The 23,818-nt window shown below is 39.8% G+C and carries 17 protein-coding genes; 7 read left to right on the plus strand and 10 right to left on the minus strand.

Annotated features, from left to right (window positions below; translation table 11 throughout):
- Positions 1-36: 36 nt before the first annotated feature.
- From AC4PL9_RS06435 to lhgO, 7 genes are all read right to left on the minus strand, one after another.
- Positions 37-1,773: a S41 family peptidase gene (locus AC4PL9_RS06435; RefSeq protein ID WP_491603933.1), complete on the minus strand. Its 1,737-nt coding sequence runs from the start codon at positions 1,771-1,773 to the stop codon at positions 37-39.
- A 484-nt stretch (positions 1,774-2,257) separates the two neighbouring features.
- On the minus strand, positions 2,258-2,737 hold the full coding sequence (locus AC4PL9_RS06440) for a hypothetical protein (RefSeq protein WP_491603934.1): 480 nt from the start codon (positions 2,735-2,737) through the stop codon (positions 2,258-2,260).
- A gap of 240 nt (positions 2,738-2,977) precedes the next feature.
- Positions 2,978-3,811 carry a 1,4-dihydroxy-2-naphthoyl-CoA synthase gene (locus AC4PL9_RS06445; RefSeq protein ID WP_491603935.1) on the minus strand — a complete coding sequence of 278 codons (834 nt, stop codon included), beginning with the start codon at positions 3,809-3,811 and terminating at the stop codon, positions 2,978-2,980.
- A 60-nt stretch (positions 3,812-3,871) separates the two neighbouring features.
- A complete protein-coding gene (locus AC4PL9_RS06450; RefSeq protein WP_491603936.1) occupies positions 3,872-4,765 on the minus strand; it encodes an AAC(3) family N-acetyltransferase in 894 nt (297 codons plus the stop codon).
- 11 nt (positions 4,766-4,776) lie between these two features.
- Positions 4,777-5,568, minus strand: coding sequence for a hypothetical protein (locus AC4PL9_RS06455; protein WP_491603937.1), 792 nt, complete (start codon positions 5,566-5,568; stop codon positions 4,777-4,779).
- Complete coding sequence (locus tag AC4PL9_RS06460; RefSeq protein ID WP_491603938.1) at positions 5,568-7,670, minus strand: WG repeat-containing protein; 2,103 nt, start codon at positions 7,668-7,670, stop codon at positions 5,568-5,570. Before AC4PL9_RS06460 ends, AC4PL9_RS06455 begins: the two co-directional genes overlap by 1 nt.
- A 77-nt stretch (positions 7,671-7,747) precedes the next feature.
- The gene (lhgO, locus tag AC4PL9_RS06465) at positions 7,748-8,980 is read right to left on the minus strand and encodes an L-2-hydroxyglutarate oxidase (protein WP_491603939.1); all 1,233 of its coding nucleotides are present in this window, start codon (positions 8,978-8,980) and stop codon (positions 7,748-7,750) included.
- A gap of 306 nt (positions 8,981-9,286) precedes the next feature.
- On the opposite strand from lhgO, the gene AC4PL9_RS06470 reads away from it, so the two are divergent.
- The 6 genes from AC4PL9_RS06470 to AC4PL9_RS06495 all read left to right on the plus strand — a co-directional run bounded on the left by AC4PL9_RS06470 (position 9,287) and on the right by AC4PL9_RS06495 (position 16,984).
- The gene (locus AC4PL9_RS06470; protein ID WP_491603940.1) at positions 9,287-9,670 is read left to right on the plus strand and encodes a hypothetical protein; all 384 of its coding nucleotides are present in this window, start codon (positions 9,287-9,289) and stop codon (positions 9,668-9,670) included.
- Between the two features lie 105 nt (positions 9,671-9,775).
- Positions 9,776-10,267, plus strand: coding sequence for a GbsR/MarR family transcriptional regulator (locus AC4PL9_RS06475; RefSeq protein ID WP_491603941.1), 492 nt, complete (start codon positions 9,776-9,778; stop codon positions 10,265-10,267).
- An 86-nt stretch (positions 10,268-10,353) separates the two neighbouring features.
- Positions 10,354-11,709, plus strand: coding sequence for a TolC family protein (locus tag AC4PL9_RS06480; protein WP_491603942.1), 1,356 nt, complete (start codon positions 10,354-10,356; stop codon positions 11,707-11,709).
- Positions 11,710-11,732: 23 nt separating this feature from the next.
- Positions 11,733-12,788: an efflux RND transporter periplasmic adaptor subunit gene (locus tag AC4PL9_RS06485; RefSeq protein WP_491603943.1), complete on the plus strand. Its 1,056-nt coding sequence runs from the start codon at positions 11,733-11,735 to the stop codon at positions 12,786-12,788.
- Between the two features lie 24 nt (positions 12,789-12,812).
- Entirely contained in the window at positions 12,813-15,992 is a 3,180-nt protein-coding gene (locus tag AC4PL9_RS06490; RefSeq protein WP_491603944.1) for an efflux RND transporter permease subunit, read from the plus strand.
- An 89-nt stretch (positions 15,993-16,081) separates the two neighbouring features.
- On the plus strand, positions 16,082-16,984 hold the full coding sequence (locus AC4PL9_RS06495) for a sterol desaturase family protein (RefSeq protein ID WP_491603945.1): 903 nt from the start codon (positions 16,082-16,084) through the stop codon (positions 16,982-16,984).
- A 4-nt stretch (positions 16,985-16,988) separates the two neighbouring features.
- Here the strand turns inward: AC4PL9_RS06495 and argS are convergent, their stop codons facing one another.
- From argS to AC4PL9_RS06510, 3 genes are all read right to left on the minus strand, one after another.
- The gene (argS, locus tag AC4PL9_RS06500; protein ID WP_491603946.1) at positions 16,989-18,887 is read right to left on the minus strand and encodes an arginine--tRNA ligase; all 1,899 of its coding nucleotides are present in this window, start codon (positions 18,885-18,887) and stop codon (positions 16,989-16,991) included.
- A gap of 22 nt (positions 18,888-18,909) precedes the next feature.
- Entirely contained in the window at positions 18,910-19,866 is a 957-nt protein-coding gene (locus AC4PL9_RS06505) for an arginase (protein WP_491603947.1), read from the minus strand.
- A gap of 121 nt (positions 19,867-19,987) precedes the next feature.
- Complete coding sequence (locus AC4PL9_RS06510) at positions 19,988-20,584, minus strand: sigma-70 family RNA polymerase sigma factor (protein WP_491603948.1); 597 nt, start codon at positions 20,582-20,584, stop codon at positions 19,988-19,990.
- A 274-nt stretch (positions 20,585-20,858) separates the two neighbouring features.
- On the opposite strand from AC4PL9_RS06510, the gene uvrA reads away from it, so the two are divergent.
- A complete protein-coding gene (gene uvrA / locus AC4PL9_RS06515; protein WP_491603949.1) occupies positions 20,859-23,651 on the plus strand; it encodes an excinuclease ABC subunit UvrA in 2,793 nt (930 codons plus the stop codon).
- The last annotated feature ends 167 nt before the right edge of the window (positions 23,652-23,818 follow it).

A 23,818-nucleotide genomic window follows, 5' to 3' on the forward strand; every position in this document is an offset into this window, starting at 1 on the left:
TATTGACGATTGGCGATTCAAAAGGGGGACAACGTTTTAATTCATTGCTTTTAAAATGATCTCAAACGGAATATCTTTTTGATTCAATATATCAGCATCGGTGTAGTGAATTATCTCATCTATTTTAACCCCTACTTTTTGAGTGAGTGTATTATCAGGATAAAACACCGCATTGGCGGTAAACCCAAAGGAATATCCGCCTGGTAGGGTAAGATACTTCATATCACCATCTGCACCTGCCGTCTGTTCGCCAATCGTGATAGCTTGTGGAAATACATGCTGAAAATTCATAGTATTCCATTCGCTCATACTTTGCGTTGCGGGGTCAACAATGATAAAGACTTTCCCGTTGTAGTTGTGCGTGGTTTTGTTTGGAATATCTGGAAAATACTCAATTGTAGCACTTTTGTATACATAGGCATAGGTTCCTATGTTATTGAGGTTTTGCCGATAATATTTCCCAAACCAGTTTTCTTTGGGTGAAAAATAATTATATACATAGTTAAAGGCAAATCCACCCCAATCGGGATATGCCCGCATATCAAAAACAATCGCTTTTTTTGACGCAGCTTCTTCAAAAATTTTATTCATCGTAGCATCTATCTGGTCATCATCCACATCGTCTATCAAAGAGAAGGTTTGATCTGTTCTGAAATAGGCAATATCATCATGTTCCAACTTGCGAGCTGCTTTCTTATTCAACTTTTGTTGGTAGTATTCGTTGATTTGCAGGGCTTGTTCTTTATTGGTCGGATCTATTAATGCAAGCTTTATGGTTGTTTCATTTCTATCCGGGTATTTCTGAATTTGTAAACTTTTAGTTTGCAAATCATCTATCCAGATTAAGTTGTTGATATAGTCCGATAAATAGTACAATAGTTTGTTTTTATTAGAAGTGGAAAGCAGTGTAGATTTCTCTCTGATCATATCTTTCACAGAAATATCATTAATTGACATAATCCTGTCACCTACAGCAATACCGGCTTCTTTACATACGTCCGGAGTGATTAGGTTTGTCACAAGAATATGGTCTTCAAACACGTGATAATCAAAAGGAGCATAATAATTTTTATGGTAGATTTCTTTTTGGTAATGCAATTCTTTGTAAAAACCAAAGGCATGGGTATCCTCAAAAAGAGCGGCAGTTTTTGCCAAAATGGTTTCAAATTCTTTTCTGGATTCGCAGGTTATGGACTGTTGAATTAATTTTTTGAGTTCATCATTTGCATTTTCGGGCATTAAATATTTATAGGGATACAGATAGTCGATGATACCTATCATTTTTGCCATAGCGAGCAACCGATATGCTAAGGGTATTTGCGTTTCTACACCAAAATCGTAAGGTTTTTCATGTGGAATGATGTACTCATAGACGGTTTGCGAAACATCGTAGTAATGTTCCCCCGTAAAGCGATGGGAGTAAATTTTGTTCAGGAGTTTACGATATTTGCGTTTGATGTCTGGATTCTCCCGATACCAACTAAAATCCTGATTTATGCGTAAAACATCAGTTTCTTCATTGGGTTCTGATTTTGTCGTGAATTGATTATTCAAGTTTTTGGTAAGTAACTCAATGGATTCATTGATATCTAGGTACTGAGATTGATTGATGTTTTCCAGAAAAAGACTATCTGCATCGATTTTACCACTCGCTAAATCGGAGTGATAAAATTTTAGAAAGTTCCAAACTTTACTATAGTCATATTGGGGAATGTTTTGAGCAAATGCTTCAGAAACATAAACTACAAATAATAAAGAAATCAGTTTTTTCATTTTTTATTTACTGCATTACAACACTATACTCCATCCGTCTTGCTATCTCCTCAGCAATTTGCTTTCAGAAAAGTTTTTTGACAATATAAAAGGACATCGTTATTCCGGACGAGATCCCGCCTGAAGTAATTATATTGTCCTCATCAACATATCGTGTCCTGCTGTTTACTAAATACTTACAACCCTATACCCGTTAGTGATAGATTTAAAGTTACTATTTTTCGGGTAGAAACAGACTGCAATAGTTCTAAGTAGATTTAGACACTATTGAATCAGCCCAAATTGCAGCTATAGATTACCTGATCGGAACACATTTCCAGTTTAGCATCATCCTGTATTACTCTAATTTAGAAACTATTAGAAATACAAACGACTACTCAAATCAAAGATATTAAAACATTTCAATTCTTGCTTTCCGCTAATACAAACAGCAAAGGCAAGAATTATATTTGTTCAAAATGAAGCTGTAAAACGAATTTACAAATTACTTCGGTAATCCGTCAACGGAGGATTTTTTCCAGGGCTGGCCAGGAGCAAACCACCAGATTGAGTTATCTTCTAAAACGACAACATATCTTGTCCCACTGACTTTACTATATGCTTTTAGCTGATTAATTTTAAACTGTTCTGGTAAACCTTCAACAGAAGATCTTTTCCAGGGTTGTCCCGGAGCAAACCACCAGATTGAGTTATCTTCTAACGCGACAACATAACGACTTTCTCCATCTTCTTTCGAGTAACATGATATGTGTTTTATAGAATAGTTCTCTGGCAATCCATCCACTGATGACTTTTTCCAGGGGGCCTCCGGGGCAAACCACCAGATTGAATTATCTTCTAAAACGACAACATACCGAGAAGACAAATCATTCAGTCTAAGGTAGGATTCAAATAATTTAATGTCTTGTGAAAAAACAGCTGTGTGTAAGAGCAATACTAGTAGAACTAAGAATGATTTTTTCATCATGTTAAATTTTTAAGTTATTCAAAATGCTTGGCTAAAATAACTCTTTGCCTCTATATTTGAAAACGTTTCTATAACAGAATTTTACTTTCTTTTATTTGACAAAAATGATCTGTTCGATTTTTAAATCACCTGATTAAAAAGGGATTAATTGCATTACTTTTTTACAATCTTCACTACACGAACAAAAAAGTCTCCTCTTTTCAGAGGAGACTTTTTCTGTTTTTCTACTGTATCCATTTATGGAAACTTGGGGAATTTCGAAAAATCCCGTTCTCTTTTTTCTAAAAATGCGTTACGACCTTCTACAGCTTCTTCGGTCATGTAGATCAAACGGGTTGCTTCACCAGCGTACACCTGCTGCCCTACCAAACCATCATCGATAAGATTGAAGGCAAATTTCGCCATTTTCACGGCTGTCGGACTTTTTGTCAAAATTTCCTGTGCCCATTCGTAAGCTGTCTGTTCCAACTCTTCATGCGGAACAACGGCGTTTATCATTCCCATATCATACGCTTCCTGCGCAGAATACGACTTACCCAGGAAGAAAATTTCCCGTGCACGTTTTTGCCCTACCTGACGTGCTAAATAGGCCGATCCAAATCCACCGTCCACACTGGCTACATCTACATCCGTTTGTTTGAATACAGCATGTTCTTTACTGGCTAATGTCAGATCACAAACAACGTGTAAACTATGACCTCCACCAACTGCCCAACCCGGCACAACAGCAATAACTACTTTGTTCATAAACCGGATCTGACGCTGTACATCTAATATATTAAAACGATTTACACCATCCTCACCTTTATAACCGGTTGTAGAACGTACACGTTGATCACCTCCTGAACAAAAAGCCCATCCTCCGTCTTTGGGAGAAGGACCTTCACCACTAATCAATACGACTCCGATTTCTTGTGATTCATGGGCTATAATCAAGGCTTCCAGTAATTCGGAAACGGTTTTCGGTCGAAATGCATTTCGGACTTCAGGTCTGTTAAAAGCAATCCGCGCTACTCCGTTACATTTTCTGAAGGTTATATCCTGGTATTCTTTAATAGTTGTCCACTTCATATTTTCAATTTTGACAAAAGTAAAAATTTGCAAGTACTTCTTAGCTTCTATGGAAGAATATCAACTTCCCTGTGGCGTATACATGGTAATTCCGTTTTTTTCATACGCATCGATCATTACATCCAGCATTTTTCGGGCATCGATCAGTAAGGTTTCCGCTTCTCCCACCTGTACCTTCTTGAGAACTCCACGTTTTTCAAAAAGGGGTATCAATTCATCACATTTACGTTTTACCGACCACTCCGGGTTGTGAATTTTTGTTTCAACGATCTGTTCATTTCCCTCGTAATCCCTGATCTTTACTTTTTGAATTTCGTGATAATAGATCGGAAACTTAAAGTTCGTTACAGCATCTTCGAGACAATGAAGATTAGTCCCCGCGTTGTCCAATGTTACTCCTATCATCAGGATTTTACCGTTTTTCTCGGCTACTCTGTAAAAAGGACTGTTCTCGCTATAAGGTGTTAGTTGTCCGAAATGATCATCTACAAGATACTCTGTATCCGGTCCGATACAGGAAACCGGCTCTGTTGGATGTATACTCCTTTTAGCTTCCGGTAACTTCCTGAAATACTCTGTCACAGCTCCCAATCGCGAAGGTGTTTCCTGAACATCAAACACCTCCAGTTCTTTAATGTAATCCAGTTGTCTCTTATTATTGGGAGAAGTTGGCATTAGAATATTTCCTGTACTTCCCACTGTCTCCAGTAAAGCATCCACCAATGTACGGGGTCCATCTTTCAGGTAGCCTATTTTTGACAAAGCAGAGTGAACAAGGACCGTATCTCCTTCCGTAATTCCAATTGTACGCAGTTCTGCTATCAGATCTTCCTGTGTTAATCCACCTGTTTTTGCCTGTTGGTGCAATACCCGGTTTCTTCGCTTTTTTTTGAATTGCTGAACACTTTTGATAAAACGTTCCGGAGCAAAACGGAAGATTATTTTCTTTAACATACCGGTCATCACTACTTCGAATCAAAATTGTACATGATAAACCCGTCCTGCGATTTAGGCGCCGATTCCTTGTAAGCAAACCTGGATTTTAACGCATACTCTTCCGCTTTTTGTATCATACAGTTGTTCGCGTTCACTGATTTTTCAGCAACATAACGTGCAGAAATTACATCTCCGTTCTGATTAACACGAATCGCAATAACAACAGTCCCGTTGGAACCTGATCCACACGTATATCCCGGGTTGCGAATATACCAGTCGTTATTATTATGTGGTTTTCTTCCTTCCAGATCATAATTTACCATCGTTCTTCCTGCATATACCTTATCTCCACCAGAAGAGGAGCCCGATTCGTTATTCTGTGAGTCTGTTGTAGATGTACGTTGATTATTGCTTGTCCTTTGTTCCGTTGTTTCTCCGGAAGTTCCTGTCTGAGGACGAGAGTTTTTATATTCATTAAAAAACTCCTGTTCCAAATTCTTCACGTCCTGTTCCACTTTGTTATCGACAGATGACCGCGAAAACCCTTCATTTACCTTTTCCCGTTTATCGTGTACATCTTTTGTCAGGTTTTTAACCTCACCGCTTTGCTGCTGCATTTCCTCCGGAATCTCAATCTCGTCCGGTTCAATCGGAATCATTTCTTCGGGGACCTCAATCCTTGCATACACCTCGTTATCACCGAAGTACACATTTGAAGAATACGTTTCCAGCTGCAAATAGAGAAAAATACCCATGTGGACAACAAATGTCGTCAGAATCCCAAATCGGTGCTTTTCTATGAAGTCAAAAAACCTGTCCACTACTCTGCTGGTTCAATAATACAATCATTCTCTATCAAATAGTACTCCATTTTATCTTCTCTGAATAAACGAAGAATTCCCGGTAAAATCAACTCCACCCGTGAATAAGCGTGCGGAAGTTTCAATTTTCCCGATTTATCATAGATCCGGAAACCCTTATCATTATGAATCCGAAGTAAGTCTGAAGTAATTTCAATGATTTCATCATATTCCGGGGGAAGAACAAACTCTCCGTTTCGTCCGAACAAACCATACCTGTTCTCATCCATTACCACTGCCGTGGGTCCGGAAAACGATTCTGCAAGCGCAAAACGTCTGTTCCACACCCGATTCATTCCAGAATCAAAAAACTCCCAATACTCGTTTCGTTTGGCCGCAAAAATATCTGAATAATAGGAAATATCCTGATAGCGCGGTGCCACTTTCCATTGTCCTGTCGTATCAATCAATCCATATTTACCTGAACGTTCATCTAACATCTTGGCATATCCATTCTTAAACTGACCAAAAAGTAACACATTGGGATAACTGGCAAACTGAGGTTCAATTTTTATTTCCCCGTTTTCATTTACAAAACCTACTTTATCATGTTCCACATACGGAATGTATGCTCCTGTCTTCGGACCAAATCGTACAACCTCTCCTGAGAAAAGTGTATCCCCCGACAAGGCTACGATAAAGGTCGAATCCCCGTCTTCAAACAGGAATCCCGATCCGAAACGGGTTATTTTTTCCTCGCGTTCCAAAACTATCGTACCTTGTTTGTCAATGACAAGGTAATTTTCGTTCTGAATTACAACAGCTGTTCCACCCTCAAATGCTTCGACCTGATCAAATACACCTGGAAAGGCTCTTTTTCCGGATGGGTCATAAAACACATACCCTTCATCAGTCAGGACGTAAAACAATCCTTCCGAAGGTTCACCTATCTCCTCAAAGTCTGTTTCCAGAATCATTAATCCTGTGCGGTCAATAATACCGTAATAATCGTCTTCATCCGCAACAATGGCTATACCGTCTTTAAAAGCAGAAGCATCCGCAAATATCGGTTCTACAATCTGAGCACCAAGTGCATCAATATACCCCAGAGCACCATTTAACTGGACAACCGCCATACCTTCATTAAAAAGCGAAGCGCCATCAAATCGGGGACGAATAATAACCGTTCCTTCTCTGTCAATATATCCCCACTTTCCATTCTTTCTATACGGAAGTAACAAACGGTTGAGTGCATATAGCTCCCGCTCCAGTTCTTCCATAAACGGATAATTAGGAAACTCTTTTTTGAATTGCTCTACTTTCGCCAGAGAGAAATCCCTTATATACGCCCGGTATAGTAGTTGCCAGGCTTCCTCAATATGTGGATTATCCGGATATTGTCTGATGAATCTCTCGTACTCTGAAACCGTATGTTCTGAGGTAGCCACCTCGTACAGTTCTTTTTCAGCTTCAGAAACATACGGGTTATAGTGATAACGCGTGACAAAATTGGCAAAAGCTTCTTCCGTTCCGGGCTCAACCTGTTCAGCATACTGACTTCTGAAAAACAACTCTTTAGCCAAATTAGCAAACTCCGATTTGGGGTACTTTTCCAAAAAGTGTGCATAATCATGTGATGTATTGGATCGTTCTGCTTTTTCAAATGCGAGGAGATCTCTTCTGTACTTTGCCTGTTTGAGTTCTTTTGCCCAGGGATGCGCCGCAATAAAACGCACGTAAGCCAACTCTGTGTTTTCCAATTCTACATTTTGGAAAATTTCGGAAGAAACAGCTTGTCGTAAAACAAGAATTGAATCGTACGTATATTTCCATTTTTCCGCATACTTCTCCCTGGTCTTTTCCTTCTCCTCTTTATACTTCCTTTCGGCTTTTACAATCTTCACATACGCTGAATCCAGATTATGAAAGGGGTTGTCATCCCGTAAGTATATCACTGAAAGCCCAAAAGCAGCTATAGAAGGAGATTTCTTCTCTTTTTTTTCAAAGATTTTCTTTGCCTGAAAATAGTCATACATAGCAAGCGCCTCAAAGCCCTTATTCAGGTTTTGACCGGAAACAGATCCGGAAAATACGATAATCATGCACAACTGAACTAACCTCATACTACTGTTTGTATGCTAATTTACCCAATACTTAACGATAATAGTAGTAAAGTTGGTATAAATAGACAGAAACCTTGCTATTTCTCTGCTACGAGACCAAAGTGTTCCACCGCTTTTTCAGTCACATAGGAACCAATTGCCAGAGAAGCTGTTGCTGCAGGAGATGGTGCATTCAGAACATGGATAGAGTTCCCCTTGTATTCAATACGAAAATCATCCCGGGTATCTCCGTCCTCTCGCAACAACAAGGCTCTCACTCCCGAACGCCCGGGTTTCAGATCATCCATAGTCAGGGAAGGAACCATTCGTTGTAGTGTTTTCAGAAATAACTTTTTTGAAAATGCTCTTCGGTATTCATTAATTCCGAAACTGATATTGGAAAAGAATAATTTCCAGGTTCCTTTGTATGTCAACGCATCCCAGGTATCTTTTAAACTGAAATCCGTCTTTCCATACCCTTCGCGTTTAAAAGTAAACACAGCATTCGGTCCGCACTCTGTTTCTCCGTTTGTCATACGTGTAAAATGAACACCTAAAAAAGGAAAAGCAGGATTAGGAACCGGATAAATCAAATTCTTCACCTTGTGTTTTGCTTCTTCCGTCAACTCATAGTAATCACCCCGGAACCCAACAACTTTTTCCTTCAACTGAACACCATCTTTTCGCGCCAGTCGGTCAGCCTGAAGTCCTGCACAAAAGACCAGATAATTTGCTTCAAATACTTTTTTATCTGTAAGCACCTCTGAATATCCGTCTTTCTTTCTGACATCAAACACCTCGTGTCCTAACCGCAACTCACTCTCCGGGTTCGATTCCAAAGCAAGTTCTACCATTTTTGCCGTTGCAGCCCTAAAATCAACAATTCCTGTGCAGGGTACATGAATTCCGGCAATTCCTTCTACAAACGGTTCGTATTCCTTTATTTCTTCTCCTGTAATCTTACGAATACCTTCAATCTCATTCTTTAAACCTGTTTCAAATATCTTATCCAAATAAGGTAACTCTTCCTTATCGGTTGCCACAACCACCTTTCCACAAACATCATGTGGAATTTCATACGTTTTACAGAACTCGACCAGTTCTCTCCTTCCCTCCACACAGTTCTTAGCTTTCAATGATCCGGGTTTATAATACAATCCCGAGTGTATCACCCCTGAATTATGCCCTGTCTGATGATCTGCCAGTAAGTCTTCTTTTTCTATCAACACCATACTCAAGGAAGGAAATCGCTTTTGCATTTTATAAAAAGTAGCAGCCCCCACAATTCCTCCACCTATAATAGCAATATCAAATCGTTTTGAAACAGACATAAAAACTTTTTTCTACAAAAATAATCAAACAGACGATTTAGCCTTTCAAAATACACCGGGAATCCAAAATCTCTACTTTGCGATTTTTTTTCAGCAAAAAACAAACCGATAAACCGCAATTTTTCACAATAAAAAATGTGACATAAAAACAAAGTTTTAAGGTGAAAAAATACCCATTTCATTTTTTTTAAAAAAAATATCGAAAAAATTTTCAAGATTAATTTCTTTGTTGAACTTTGTAGCACTGAAAGGCTCTCGATATAAGTCTTTCAAGCTAAACACAATTTTTAGTATAAATAAAGAAACATGAGTACAAGCAAGCCCAGAGTCGTAAAAGACTATGAAAAACTTGACTTAGAGATCAAGGAGCAAATTAAACTGGCTTTTCCCCATGGTTTTTACAGTCATCTCGTTTCGTACGTTAATAAGGACGGACAAAAAGTAAGCGCACTACCCTTTGAAACAGATGACAAGTATTACCTTGTACGTATGACGGCTCAGGAAGCCCGAATTATTATTGAAGAAGATGATGATTTTGATGATGACGGAATACTAAAAGAAGACGTTAAAGAAGATTACAAAGAAAAGTTTGCCGATGTTGATTACATGTCGGAATACACTTCTGATGAAGAAGAGGACGATGACAGCTATGATGAAGCTGACAACGACGATGAAGATGATGAAGATTAATTGAAAAATCATATATTGCAATGGCCTGCCGTAGGGCGGGCCTTTTTTATTTTAACATTTTTTATCGTTCTCTTTGTTGAGAACTAAAAAAACTTACTTATTTTTGTGTCAGAATTTAATGATATGACAGATCAGGTTACCTTATCGGAAAAGCAAAAACAGCTGATTGAGCGTGTTGGTGTTCAGCACGAGAAAGCAGGTTTCTCTCCTGCTGCAGCCCGCGTTATTGCTCTTCTACTCGTATCCCCTGTTCCGGAATTAGGTTTTGACCAGATCCGGGAGAGCCTCGGACTGAGTAAAAGTGCAACCAGTAACGCTTTGAACTTTCTGATCAATACAGATAAAATTGACTATATCACTTATACGGGTGATAGAAAGCGCTATTTTAAAAGTAAGATCAGTTCGTGGCGGGAGAGTATGAAAGACGCTATTATTAAAATTACCGGGACAGCCGCTCTGATGGAAGAAATACTGGAACAACGTCCTGACAGTACTCCTGAATTTAATAAAAGTCTTTCAGAGGTTATTGACTTCATGAGATACATCAATCAGGAGTTACCTGCTTTGTATGAAAAATGGGAAAAAAGGAACACCTAATTTTTTTCTCTTTTTAGTTCTTTTAATTCAGAACTAAGTGTTTACAAAAGAACTTTTACCTAAAAAAATAAGTAATCAAATAAAAAATGAAAAAAAACAGAATTCTTAAGATTCTCACCGTTTCACTGGTATCCGGGCTTTCTTTTTCCGTATCGGCTCAGGAACAGGAGTACAATTTCAGTCTTCAGGAGGCATTAACTTATGGATTGGAAAACAGTCTATCTATTCGACAGGCTGTTATGGATCAGGATATTGCCGAAGGACAGATAGGTGAAATCAGAAGCTCAGGATTGCCACAAATCAACGGAGAGGGTCAATTCCAGAATTTCCCTAATCTCCCCACACAGCTTCTTCCCGGAGAGATTATCGGACAACCCGGCACCCAGATTCCTGTACAATTCGGTACTGATTTTACAATGTCCGGGACATTAAAATTGTCTCAGTTAGTATATAATCAGCAATTCTTCACCGGATTGAAAGCGGCTAAGAGTTCGCGGGAACTGTATCAGCAACTCAGATTAAAGACAGAGGAAGATGTTATTCTTGCCATCGCTCAATCCTATTATCAGATTTTGGAAACAGAAGCGCAAAAATCAGTGCTTGAAAGTAATGTCGATCGGTTAAATCAAATTGAACTACTTCTGACAGCTCAATACGAAAACGAATTGGTTACCAAAACAGATTTGAGCAGAATAAAAGTGAACAAGGTAAATCTGGAAACCAATCTCAAAAGTATCCAGACAGGTATTGAACAACAGTATAATTATCTAAAACTTTTGATTGGTATGCCTATGGATCAGCAATTGAGTATTAAAGATCCAGGTAATCTGGATCTGGTCGAACTCAACAATCGAAATTCGGAAAGAGAAACACCGGTAGAACTCCTGATTTTGTCTACACAGCAAGAGTTGAATACGCTGAACAAAAAGCAAATCAATGCCGGATATGCCCCTACTCTTTCCATTTTCGGACAACAAATGTGGCAGGCGCAACGAAATGAATTTGATTTTTTCAAATCAGGTCGCCCCTGGTTTGAACAGACCGTAATTGGCGTGCAACTTCAAGTACCTATTTTTGACGGTCTTCAGAAACACTACAAAGTTCAGCAGGTAAAAATAGAGCAGGAAAAGTTAAAGTTACAGCAAACAGAAGCTGAACGACAACTTGATATGCAGTTACAGAATGCCCGCGAACAATACAAGAATAGCTTGATTTCGGTACGGGCACAAATCGAAAACAAAAATCTGGCGGAAGAAGTACTACATCAAACACAGCTGCTCTATAAAGAACATGTTGTCGGTTTGACAGATTTACTCGATTCTCAGCAATCTTTCCGGGATGCCGAACTCAACTATTACCGTGAACTGATCCGGTACAAAAAATCAGAACTTGAGATGCTAAAAGCTCAGGGACAATTAAAAAGTATACTCAATCAAAATTGATCCAATTTTAAATAAACATCCAAATGAAAAAAGTAATCATCATCTTATCTGTTATTGGTCTATCCGGACTTGTAGGCTATAAACTTTTCGCCAACAAGCAGGAAATGCAACAGAATGCCAAATTATCTGAAATCACGAGTGACAAGATTCCGGTTCGTGTGATCCAGCCCGAAAATAAATCACTTGACCGACAGATACAATCCGACGGAACACTGGAAGCTATCACTGATCTGGTAGTTATTTCCGAAACTCAGGGGAAAATTTTATCTGTTTACAAAGAAAAAGGAGATCGCGTCAGAAAGGGAGATCTTTTGGCACAGGTAGAAAACGATTTGATAACAGCTGAAGTAGAAGCAGCCAAAGCCAATCTCGATAAATTGGAACTTGATCTGAACCGGTTTTCCAAATTATATGAAAGTGACGCCACAACAAAAAGACAAATAGAAGAGATTCAAATCGGGCTGAAAAATGCGGAAGCACAATACAAGAGTGCCAAAAAGCGATTGGATAACACTTCTATTCGCGCTACAGCAAACGGTATTATCAACGACGATTTTGTTCAGGAAGGAGCTTATATCAGCCCGGGAACAAAGTTGTATGAGATTGTGGATGTAAGCCAACTTAAACTCAACGTAAAACTAACCGTTACTGAAGTCCTTACCCTAAAAGAAGGAGATCTGGCTGAAATCACTATTTCTGCTTTTCCGGCTACCCGTTTTTCCGGAAAGGTTACCTCTATCGCCGCAAAAGCGGATAATGCACTAAAATATAATGTTGAGTTATCCTTAACGAATCAAAAAGAGTTTACGCTGAAGTCAGGAATGTATGCGAGCGCTCAGTTTGACTGGAAAGATACCACCGAGCGAACACTCCTTAACAGAAATGCTATTGTCGGAAGTTTACAAAACCCGCAGGTGTTTATCATCGATAATAATGTAGCGAAATTAAAAGACATACAGGTTGGCGAAACAACAGGAGATCAGGTGGAAGTCCTATCAGGTATCCGGTCTTCCGACAATGTTGTACTAACCGGGCATATTAACCTAAAAGACGGAACTAAAGTTGAAATACTCAACTAACTCCTGATAAAATAATCATTAGAAATGAAAATCACAAAAACTTCAATAAAACGCCCTACCCTGGTTGCTGTTCTGTTCATTCTGTTAATCGGAGTCGGTGCGTTCAGTTATACCAAACTGAATTACGAACTTATTCCCGACATGAGTGTTCCCGTACTTACAGTAACAACCGTATATCCGGGAGCCGCTCCGTATGAAGTTGAAAACTCTGTCACAAAAGAAATTGAAGATGCGCTTTCTACCGTCGAAGGATTGGACAGAATCAGCTCCAAATCCCTGGAAAGTGTCTCTATTGTTACAGTAGAACTACGACAAAACACAGATGTAGATCAGGCCTTACAGGAAGCTCAGCGAAAAATCAATGCCATGATCAACGATCTACCTGATGATGCAGAACTTCCTTCTCTTGGTAAATTTGATATCAACGACCTCCCTATCATGCGTCTGGGAGTAGCTGCAGAAATGTCAGAAACCGAACTGTATGATCTTGTCGATAAGAAAATACAACCTCAATTGGCCAAAATTCCCGGTGTGGCACAGGTAAATCTACTCGGAGGGCAGCCACGTGAAATTAAAATCAACATTGACAGAAATAAACTGGAGACGTATAACCTTAGTCTTCTTCAAATCAGTCAGGTTATTCAAAATGCCAATATGGATTTCCCGACGGGAAAAATAAAAAGCGGAGAATCAGAAACGTTGATCCGTCTGGCAGGAAAATATACTTCACTGGAACAGATGAGCTCATTAATTATCGGAACGACACGGGATGGTTCTAAAATTTATCTTTCTGATATTGCCGAAATACAGGATTCTCAGAAAGATGAAGAAATTATTTCACGGGTGAACGGAGAAAATGCAATCGGACTTTCCATTCAAAAACAAGGAGATGCAAATGCAGTAGAGTTAAGTGCCGAAGCTAAAAAAATAATGGAAAACCTTGAAAAGGAATACGCTGGTGACCAACTAAAATTCTCTATTGCTTCTGATAGTTCAGACTTTACACTTGAAGCGGCTGATGCCGTAATTCACGATTTATTGTTTGCCATCATACTTGTAGCACTGGTAATGTTATTATTCCTGCACAGTCTCCGGAATGCCGTAATCGTTATGGTTGCCGTACCGGCCTCTATTATTTCAACATTTACGGTCATGATGTTACTGGGGTTCTCTTTGAACCTTATGACATTGCTTGCTCTTTCACTGGTTGTCGGAATCCTCGTAGATGATGCGATCGTTGTTATTGAGAATATCTACCGACACATGGAAATGGGTAAAAACAAGTTTCAGGCCGCCTACGATGGGATTCGTGAAATTGGCGTAACCGTTATTTCCATTACCCTGGTAATTGTAGCTGTATTCGTTCCTATTTCACTCACAGGCGGTTTGATCGGAAACCTGCTTCGTCAATTTTCGCTTACCGTAGCCGTAAGTACATTACTGAGTTTGCTCGTTGCTTTTACTCTGATTCCGTTACTGGCATCCCGTTTTTCAAAAATATCACACATCAAGAACAAAGGGTTTATTGGGAAAACAATCACAGCCTTTGAAAATGTTATTAAAAGATTTGAAAATGCGATGTCAGGTGCTTTGAAATGGAGCTTCAATCACAAAATTATTGTTTTGGGTACAACGCTGGTTTTATTTGTGTCTTCCTTTGCTCTGGTCAAATTCGGCTTTATCGGAAGTGAATTTGTTTCGGCAGGGGACAGAGGTGAATTCACCATGGAAGTGGAGCTCCCTAAAAATGCAACACTGAGACAGACAAACTTGTTGTCACAGGACGTTGAAAATTACATTTCTGAACTTCCCGATGTACAGCGCGTTACTACCACTGTAGGACAGTCTTCCGGTAGTATGACGACAACATCCACTCCATATCTGGCTGAAATCAACGTACAATTAGTTCCGGCTGAAGAACGAACCATTTCGACTCAGGTTTTCTCCAGACGATTACAAATTGAACTACAGGAAAATCTGGCAGGTGCAAAATTCAAAGCCGTTCCTGTATCTCTTATCGGAACCGGCTCTGAAGCTCCTATTCAGGTAATTCTGAGCGGTACTGACCTGGATTCACTTGCTGCAACAGCTGCTTCGGTTCAGCAACTTATCTCTAATGTACCTGGTGCTGTTGAAGTTGAAAGTACAATTGAAGGAGGAAATCCTGAAGTGAAAGTTGAAGTCAATCGTGAAAAGATGACCAATCTGGGGTTATCTCTGGAAATGGTCGGAGCAACGATGCGAACAGCCTTTAACGGAGTTCAGGAAACCAAATACAGAGATGGAGACAACGAATATGATATTTCGATTCAACTGGATGCTTTTGACCGAAAAAATGTAGAAGATATTGCAAACCTGACTTTGATGAATAATAAAGGGGAACAGGTACGACTGGAACAATTTGCTTCTATTATTGAAAGTTCAGGGCCTACGGAGTTGAACCGTAGAGATAAAGTACCCACAGTAACCGTATCCGCACAGGTACTCGGAAGACCCGTAGGTACTGTCGGAGAAGAAATACAAACCCGTCTCGGTGAAATGAATCTGCCGACCGGAGTTGGTTATTCCATGGGAGGAGATCTTGAAAATCAATCAGAAGCATTCGGCGGATTACTGCTTGCACTTCTGGCGTCGCTGGTACTTGTTTACCTCATCATGGTTGCTCTGTACAATAGTTATGCTTATCCACTGGTTGTTATGTTCTCACTTCCTCTGGCGGTAATCGGGGCATTACTGGCACTGGCACTAACTCAGAATGCGTTAAGTATCTTCTCGCTACTGGGAATGATTATGTTAATTGGTCTGGTTGCCAAAAATGCCATTCTTGTTGTTGACTTTACCAATCAGTTAAAAGCAGCCGGATTGACAGTTAAAGAAGCCTTGGTTAAAGCAACACAAGTACGTATCCGCCCGATCCTGATGACAACACTGGCAATGGTGATCGGAATGCTTCCCATTGCTTTAGCCAGTGGCGCCGGAGCCGAATGGAAAAATGGTCTTGCGTGGGTACTTATTGGTGGATTAACCAGTTCAATGTTCTTAACTTTGATTGTTGTACCAGTTGTTTATTATATCTTTGACCGCGTAATGGCTAAGTTCGGTTGGGATAAAGAAGTGCAAATTGTACTTGAAGAAACTCCTGAAAACGAACTTAATACCGAAGTTGAAGAAACTATTCGAAGCCAGGCAGAGGTAGTTGCTTAGTTAATTCCAGTTAATCTAAGTTCTAAAAAGCGAATGTAGTTATTGCTCCATTCGCTTTTTTTATTCCAAAAAATCACGAAATTTAGACCATGGAAATACCTCATATCCCGGATCTTATTCTGTATGCCATTCCTTTTTTTGTCGTTACAGTAATTACTGAAGGGATTATTGTTGCCCGCAAATTTCCATCCGGATATTCCGTTAAAGATGCACTGGCATCGATTTCTATGGGGCTGGGGAATGTATTTATCGGCTTCGTTTCTCAATTGCTAGTCGCATTTGTGTTCACATTTCTCTATGATAACTTCCGCGTCACTACTCTTCCCTTTTCCTGGTGGGTATGGATTTTACTGCTTTTTGCGGATGATTTCTGCTACTACTGGACGCATAGAATCGGACATGAAAGCCGTTTATTCTGGGCTTCCCACATTGTTCATCATTCCTCCCGGAAATTCAACCTCAGTACGGCATTGCGCCAGACATGGACCGGGGGATTTTTTACTTTTTTGTTTTATCTGGCACTTCCGGTTATCGGATTTCATCCCGTAATGATCTTCACGCAAATGTCGGTGAGCTTACTCTATCAATACTGGATACATACCGAGTTGATTAAAAAGATGCCCCGTTGGTTTGAGGCTGTAATGAATACACCTTCCCATCACCGGGTACACCATGGCTCCAATCCATTGTATCTGGATAGAAACTATGCAGGAATTTTTATTATTTGGGATAAATGGTTCGGAACCTTTCAACCTGAACTGGATCATGAAAAAGTACAATACGGATTAACAACAAATATTGACAGCTACAATCCGGTCTACATCGGTTTTCACGAATGGGGTAATCTGTTCAGAGATATTTTTTCATCTGGCGCTAACTGGAGAGGAAAAATAGGATACCTGTTCCATCGTCCCGGTTGGCGACACGACGGAACAGGTAAAGTATCGGAAGATCTCAGACGGGAATATCTTGAATCTAAAAAGCAATCCTGAGCCACTACATACGTTGCGGAACATTAATCCCCAACAGACGCATAGCTGACTTCACTACTTTTGCAACATTTAAACTCAATGCCACACGTAATTGCTTCACTTCTTCATTCGTTTCTTTAACAATAGGAGGAACACTTTGATAGAAAGCGTTATACATTTTCACCAATTCAAATGTATAGTTTGCTATCTCAGCCGGGCTGTAATTTCTCCCTGCTTCTTCCACAGTTGAAGGGTACATCATCAACCACTTGATCAATTCTCGTTCTTCCTCTGTAATAACTGATTTTTCAGGAGCTTGAAGTGATCCTGTTTTTGCTACCAGTGACTGAATCCGGGCATACGCATACTGTAAAAACGGTCCGGTATTACCATTCAATTCAATAGACTCTTCCGGATTAAACATCATTCGTTTGCGCGGGTCTACTTTCAATAGATAATACTTCAATCCACCCAGTCCTATCATTTTAAACAGTTCCTGTTTTTCCTCTTCTGACATACCTTCAATATGCCCTCGTTCACGCGTCATTTCAGAAGCTGCCTGAATGACTTCGTGCATCAGATCATCAGCATCAACAACCGTCCCTTCGCGGGATTTCATTTTTCCTGTCGGAAGGTCAACCATTCCATACGAAAGATGGAAACATTCGTCTGCCCATGAATAGCCTAGTTTTTTAAGAATAAGGAACAATACTTTAAAGTGATAATCCTGTTCATTACCTACGGTATAAATAATTCCGTTCAGATCAGGGTAATCTTTAAAACGTTCAATGGCTGTTCCTATATCCTGAGTCATATATACTGCCGTACCATCCGAACGGAGTACTAATTTCTCATCCAAACCTTCATCCGTCAGATCAATCCATACGGAACCATCCTCTTTACGATAGAAAATACCTTTTCTTAATCCGTCTATTACGACATCTTTTCCAAACAGGAAAGTGTCCGACTCATAGTACAGGTGATCAAAATCAACTCCCATTGTTTTATAGGTCGTATCAAATCCATCATATACCCAACTGTTCATCGTTGTCCAAAGCAAATAAGTTTCAGGGTCTCTTGCTTCCCATTTCACCAACATCTCTTTGGCTTCTTTCAGAATGGATGTTTCGTTTTTCGCCAGTTCTTTTACTTTCGACAAAATAGCCTGTTTTGCTTTTTCATCTTCTTTTTCTGCCGCTGCCGCATACAATTTCGTTACTTCTTCAGCAACCTGATCTCCGATAGAAAAATCACTCTTTTCCCAGGCAGTCATAATCTCTTTCGCCTCGGCATTCAGCGCTTTGTCAAACTCAACATAGTATTTCCCTACAAACTTATCACCTTTCATTCCAGTTGTCTGTGGAGTTTCTCTTTCTCCTGCCGCATTTAACGGCGCAAATTTCAGCCAGGCCAACATACTCTTACAGATGTGAATTCCCCTGTCATTAATGATCTGAGTTTTGATCACTTTGTTACCATTCGCTTTCAGGATTTCAGCGACACTGTACCCAAGGAAGTTATTTCGCAAATGCCCCAGGTGAAGAGGTTTATTGGTATTCGGAGAACTGTACTCTACCATCAAGGTTTTTCCTGTCGGTTCTTTTGCCTGTCCGAATCTCTCGTCTGCATCGATATCCTGTAGTTTCTTTAACCAGTAGACATCATCTATCTCAAGATTAAGAAAACCTTTCACAACATTAAATCCGCAAATCAAATCAAGGCGTTCCCTTAGGAAATTCCCTATTCGTTCAGCAGCCTGATCAGGAGATGTTTTCATCATTTTAACAAAAGGAAAAATTACCAGCGTAATATCCCCCTTGAACTCCTTCCTTGTTTTTTGCAACTGAATCATTGATTCATTTACCGGCGTTCCGAATAACTCTCCGGCATTGTCTAAAAGGATTTGTTTTATGTTGTTTTCCATTTTTTAAAAATGAGATCGTAAATTACTTTTTAATAATCGGCACCAGTCGCTCCAAAAGATCAAAAGCGACTTCAGCCATTTTGTTTTTCTTTTCATCAAGACAAGGATTAATCTCGACAAACTCCAGACAACAAAGTTTATCCGACTTAATCAATCCCGTCATTATTCCTTCAGCTTCTTCAGGAGTCAATCCATTATCCACCGGAGTTCCTGTACCATGCGAAACAATTTTAGGATCCATGCTATCCACGTCAAAAGAAATGTAAATAAGGTCACAGTTCGTTAACTTCTCCAATACCTCATCAACCACATGATCTACTCCTGACGTACGTACTTCCCCAACGGTAATATTTCGGATTCCTAACTTCTTCATCAAAAGATCTTCCGGTTCTTCTGTATCTCGTACTGCAATAAACACCAAATCCTCCGGTTGAATTTTAGGAGAAATCCCCCCGAAATTTTTCAGGTTATCCCAAAGATCTTTTACATCTTCTTTTGGTTCATTAATCTGCGCATCCAGATTATCTGTTGCCAAAGCAGTTGCTAATGGCATTCCATGCATATTTCCCGAAGGCGTTGTGTATGGTGTGTGTAAATCTCCGTGTGCATCAATCCATACTACCCCCAGACGTTTTCCGGGATGACTGTTTTTAATGGCAGCGATTGTACCTCCGGCCGATCCGTGATCCCCCGCAATTATCAGCGGAAAGTCACCTTTCTCATACGTCGATTTTACAATCGTATCCAATTGCTCAAATACTTCCGTCAATCCTTCTATTCGTTTCGCAAAAGGATAAAGAGGAGGCTTGTTTAGCAGTTCTTCGTTATTTTTAATACTATATTGGTTCGTAAACTGCGAAAAAAAGTCACTTTCCTTTTTCCATGCAGCAACCTTAACGGCTCCGGGACCTAAACTAGCTCCCCGGGTACCTGCCGTTACTTCAGATTCGTTAATAATCAATTGAATTTTCCTGGCCATAGTGCAGAATTTGTTGCAAAAATACGATTATTCACCAAATACCACCCGCCTGCGCAGATGAACATCCGGAACAAAAAAACCGGAGCCTTCTGACTCCGGTCTAAAAAATATAGTTCCTATTTTATAAATCAACTACAACTCCGTGTTTTTCGATCAGTTTTCTCATATTGATGAGTGCATAACGCATACGACCAAGAGCTGTATTTATCGAAATATCTTTTGCTTCTGCAATATCTTTGAAGGACATATCCTGAAAAATTCTCATATACAGGATTTCTTTCTGTGCTTCGGGTAAGTACTGAATCATGTGCACGATTTGTCCTTCCAGTTCCTCTTTGGACAATGATTGTTCCACATTCAGATCTTCCTGTGCCAGAACACTGAAAATATTAAATTCTTCCGAAAAAGAGGTCGATTCGGATACCATACGTACTTTATTAGCACGTCGGAAATAGTCTACTACAAGGTTGTGAGCGATACGCAATACCCATGGCAGGAATTTCCCCTCTTCGTTATAATTGCCGGCTCTTAATGTCTTAATGACTTTAATGAACACATCCTGAAAGATGTCATCTGCCAGATCTCTGTCTTTTACTTTAGACAGTATGTAATGGAATACATTATTTTTGTGACGCATTAGTAATACTTCAAATGCTTCTTCACTTCCTTTAATATACTCACTGACAAGAACCTTGTCGCTTCGTTCGGATTTACACATAGTTTGCCCGGTTTAACTTAATTTTTCAAAGTAATTTTCAAGCGTAAATGTGTTCTATAAGCGACTGTTTTTAGATGTTTAACAAGGGCTAATATACGACATTCTTGCTAATTAGCAAAAAATGAATTATCTTTTTTGGCTAATTTTATACAGGTCTGACTTATCTTTTTCACTCCCGGATAAACGCAAAATCGAAAGTCCGTTCGCAAAACTTTCTTCAGCTGTTTCTTAGCCCATGGAAAACCACTATTTTTGGAAACAGGAAATTGAACACATGTCATCAAACGAATATATTCACATCAAAGGAGCGCGGGTACACAACCTCAAAAACGTAGAAGTAAAAATCCCTCATGGTAAACTCACCGTTATTACCGGACTTTCCGGATCGGGAAAATCTTCGCTCGCTTTTGATACGCTTTATGCTGAAGGACAACGTCGGTATATCGAAAGTCTTTCGGCCTATGCCCGCCAGTTTCTTGGCAAACTGGACAAACCGGATGTTGACTTTATAAAAGGTGTGGCTCCGGCTATAGCGATTGAGCAAAAAGTTATTGCCACGAACCCCAGGTCAACGGTTGGTACATCAACAGAGATTTATGATTACCTGAAATTGTTGTTTGCCAGAGCAGGAAAAACGTTTTCACCTGTATCCGGAGAAGAAGTAAAAAAACACACGGTTACGGATGTTGTTTCGTATATTTCAAAACTGGCTGAAGGGACGCGATGTCTCCTGCTCGCTCCTTTCTCTACAGAAAAGTATGGAGTAAAAAAACAACTCCAATTATTTATTGATCAGGGGTACGGACGGATTTTTATCGATGGGGAGATGCGCGAATTAGATGAAGTGCTTGCCCAACATCCCAAAAAACTAGAGTCCCCTTATCTGTTGATCGACCGGATCAGCGTTCCTGCTCCGGATGATGAAGCAGGCTTTTCGCGGATATCGGACTCCGTTCAATTGGCCTTCCTTGAAGGAAAAGGACACATGGAAGTCTATTTACACGGCGATCAGCAATCGAAAGCTTTTTCTTCACTTTTTGAACTGGACGGTATTTCCTTTACCGAACCTTCTGTTCATTTTTTCACCTTTAACAATCCCTACGGAGCTTGTAAAACATGCGAGGGCTATGGTAGCATTATCGGTGTGGATGACAGCCTTGTAATCCCTGACAAATCACTCAGTGTTTATCAGGGTGCTGTTCAGCCCTGGAAAGGAGATACGCTTGGAGAATGGCTCAGACTGTTCGTATTAGGGGCAGAAAAAAATAACTTCCCTATTCACAAGCCGATTAGTGAACTAACCGACAAGCAATATGAAATGCTTTGGAGAGGCGGAAAAGGCATGGAGGGAATTGACGCATTCTTCCGCTACCTGGAAAGTAAAAGTTATAAGATTCAGTATCGTGTTTTACTCTCCCGATACAGAGGAAAAACAAAATGCCCCGATTGTAGAGGAACGCGATTACGTAAGGACTCCAACTATGTGAAAATCGGGGGTAAAAATATCAGTGATCTTGTTTTAATGCCGATTTCGGAGTTGATTCCGTTTTTTAAATCACTTAATTTAAATGAGCACGATCAGCAACTTACAAAACGTTTGTTACCTGAAATAGAAAACCGGCTTGAGTTTCTGGATCGGGTCGGACTGGGATATTTAACGCTCAACCGACAGGCAAATTCGTTATCCGGAGGCGAATCTCAGCGTATTAATCTGGCTACCTCTTTGGGAAGTAGTTTAGTTGGTTCCATGTATATTCTTGACGAACCAAGCATTGGTTTACACCCCAGAGATACTGCACGACTGATTTCTGTTTTAAATAATCTGCGTGATATCGGTAATACCGTTATTATTGTGGAACATGAAGAAGATATCATGCAGGCTGCCGACGAACTTATCGACATGGGACCTGAGGCCGGGATTAATGGTGGTACTATTGTCTTTCAGGGCAAACCTGTTGATCTTAAGAAGGTCAAAAATAGTCTGACAACACAGTACCTCTCAGCAGAGTTACAAATTCCGGTTCCGGAAAAAAGACGAAACTCCAACCAAAGTATTACGGTACTAGGCGCACGAGAAAACAACCTGAAGAATATAGATGTTACATTTCCTCTGAACAATCTGGTTTGTGTAACAGGAGTCAGCGGATCCGGGAAATCTTCGCTTATCAAAAAAATTCTGTATCCACTGGTTAAAAAGAGCCTGGGGATATACGGTGATAAAGTAGGAGAATGCAATGGATTAACCGGAGATACCGGGGCGATTTCCAATGTCGAATTAATTGATCAGAATCCCATTGGGAAATCTTCGAGAAGTAACCCGGTGACCTATTTAAAAGCGTTTGATGATATCCGCGATATTTTCTCTAAGCAGCAAATTTCCAAGATCAGAAATTATAAGCCAGGATTCTTTTCCTTTAATGTTCCGGGAGGTCGATGTGAAACTTGTGAAGGAGAAGGAACCGTTACAATCTCTATGCAATTCATGGCTGACGTTCATCTCGAATGCGAAGCATGCAAAGGAAAGCGATACAAAACAGAAACGTTGGATGTCATTTACAGAGGAAAAAACATTGCTGATATTCTGGATATGGATGTTGACAATGCTATCGCTTTCTTCTCAGAAGGGAAAAGTAAATCCGACGAAAAAATTGTGGCGAAATTACTCCCACTTCAAAGAGTTGGGTTGGGTTATGTAAAACTCGGACAGTCCTCTTCCACATTGAGTGGTGGAGAAGCACAGAGAATCAAGCTCGCCTCTTTCCTGATCAAAGGAAGAACGTCCGAAAAGACATTATTTTTATTTGACGAACCAACAACCGGCTTACATTTCCATGATATTGCCAAGTTGATGATTGCATTTAATGAATTGATAGCTCTGGGACATTCAGTAATTGTTATCGAACATAATATGGAGGTGATCAAATGCGCAGACTATATTATTGATATCGGTCCGGAAGGAGGAAAAGAGGGCGGCTCGTTAGTATTCACAGGTAGTCCGGAAGATTTAACAAAGTGTGAAAATTCTTATACTGCTAAATACTTAAAAGACAAACTTGTTTATCAGTAATTTTCAGCATCTAGGTATAAATACCTATTTTCCGGTTTTACAAACCTTTATTTTATTGATTTTGAGTAAAAAAACATCATCTTTGTAATGTAATGAACAATTGAAATCAGTTCATTCCGGACTCTACACTAAACGACAAACTATCGGGATACCTTATCCAATGTAAC

The sequence above is a fragment of the Wandonia sp. genome (assembly GCF_984588085.1).

What these genes read in the sequence shown, in the direction of transcription:
- AC4PL9_RS06435 (WP_491603933.1), bottom strand. Translation starts at nt 1,773, where the DNA reads ATGAAAAAACTGATTTCTTTATTATTTGTAGTTTATGTTTCTGAAGCA.
- AC4PL9_RS06440 (WP_491603934.1), bottom strand. Translation starts at nt 2,737, where the DNA reads ATGAAAAAATCATTCTTAGTTCTACTAGTATTGCTCTTACACACAGCT.
- AC4PL9_RS06445 (WP_491603935.1), bottom strand. Translation starts at nt 3,811, where the DNA reads ATGAAGTGGACAACTATTAAAGAATACCAGGATATAACCTTCAGAAAA.
- AC4PL9_RS06450 (WP_491603936.1), bottom strand. Translation starts at nt 4,765, where the DNA reads ATGTTAAAGAAAATAATCTTCCGTTTTGCTCCGGAACGTTTTATCAAA.
- AC4PL9_RS06460 (WP_491603938.1), bottom strand. Translation starts at nt 7,670, where the DNA reads ATGAGGTTAGTTCAGTTGTGCATGATTATCGTATTTTCCGGATCTGTT.
- lhgO (WP_491603939.1), bottom strand. Translation starts at nt 8,980, where the DNA reads ATGTCTGTTTCAAAACGATTTGATATTGCTATTATAGGTGGAGGAATT.
- AC4PL9_RS06470 (WP_491603940.1), top strand. Translation starts at nt 9,287, where the DNA reads ATGAGTACAAGCAAGCCCAGAGTCGTAAAAGACTATGAAAAACTTGAC.
- AC4PL9_RS06480 (WP_491603942.1), top strand. Translation starts at nt 10,354, where the DNA reads ATGAAAAAAAACAGAATTCTTAAGATTCTCACCGTTTCACTGGTATCC.
- AC4PL9_RS06485 (WP_491603943.1), top strand. Translation starts at nt 11,733, where the DNA reads ATGAAAAAAGTAATCATCATCTTATCTGTTATTGGTCTATCCGGACTT.
- AC4PL9_RS06490 (WP_491603944.1), top strand. Translation starts at nt 12,813, where the DNA reads ATGAAAATCACAAAAACTTCAATAAAACGCCCTACCCTGGTTGCTGTT.
- AC4PL9_RS06495 (WP_491603945.1), top strand. Translation starts at nt 16,082, where the DNA reads ATGGAAATACCTCATATCCCGGATCTTATTCTGTATGCCATTCCTTTT.
- argS (WP_491603946.1), bottom strand. Translation starts at nt 18,887, where the DNA reads ATGGAAAACAACATAAAACAAATCCTTTTAGACAATGCCGGAGAGTTA.
- AC4PL9_RS06505 (WP_491603947.1), bottom strand. Translation starts at nt 19,866, where the DNA reads ATGGCCAGGAAAATTCAATTGATTATTAACGAATCTGAAGTAACGGCA.
- AC4PL9_RS06510 (WP_491603948.1), bottom strand. Translation starts at nt 20,584, where the DNA reads ATGTGTAAATCCGAACGAAGCGACAAGGTTCTTGTCAGTGAGTATATT.
- uvrA (WP_491603949.1), top strand. Translation starts at nt 20,859, where the DNA reads ATGTCATCAAACGAATATATTCACATCAAAGGAGCGCGGGTACACAAC.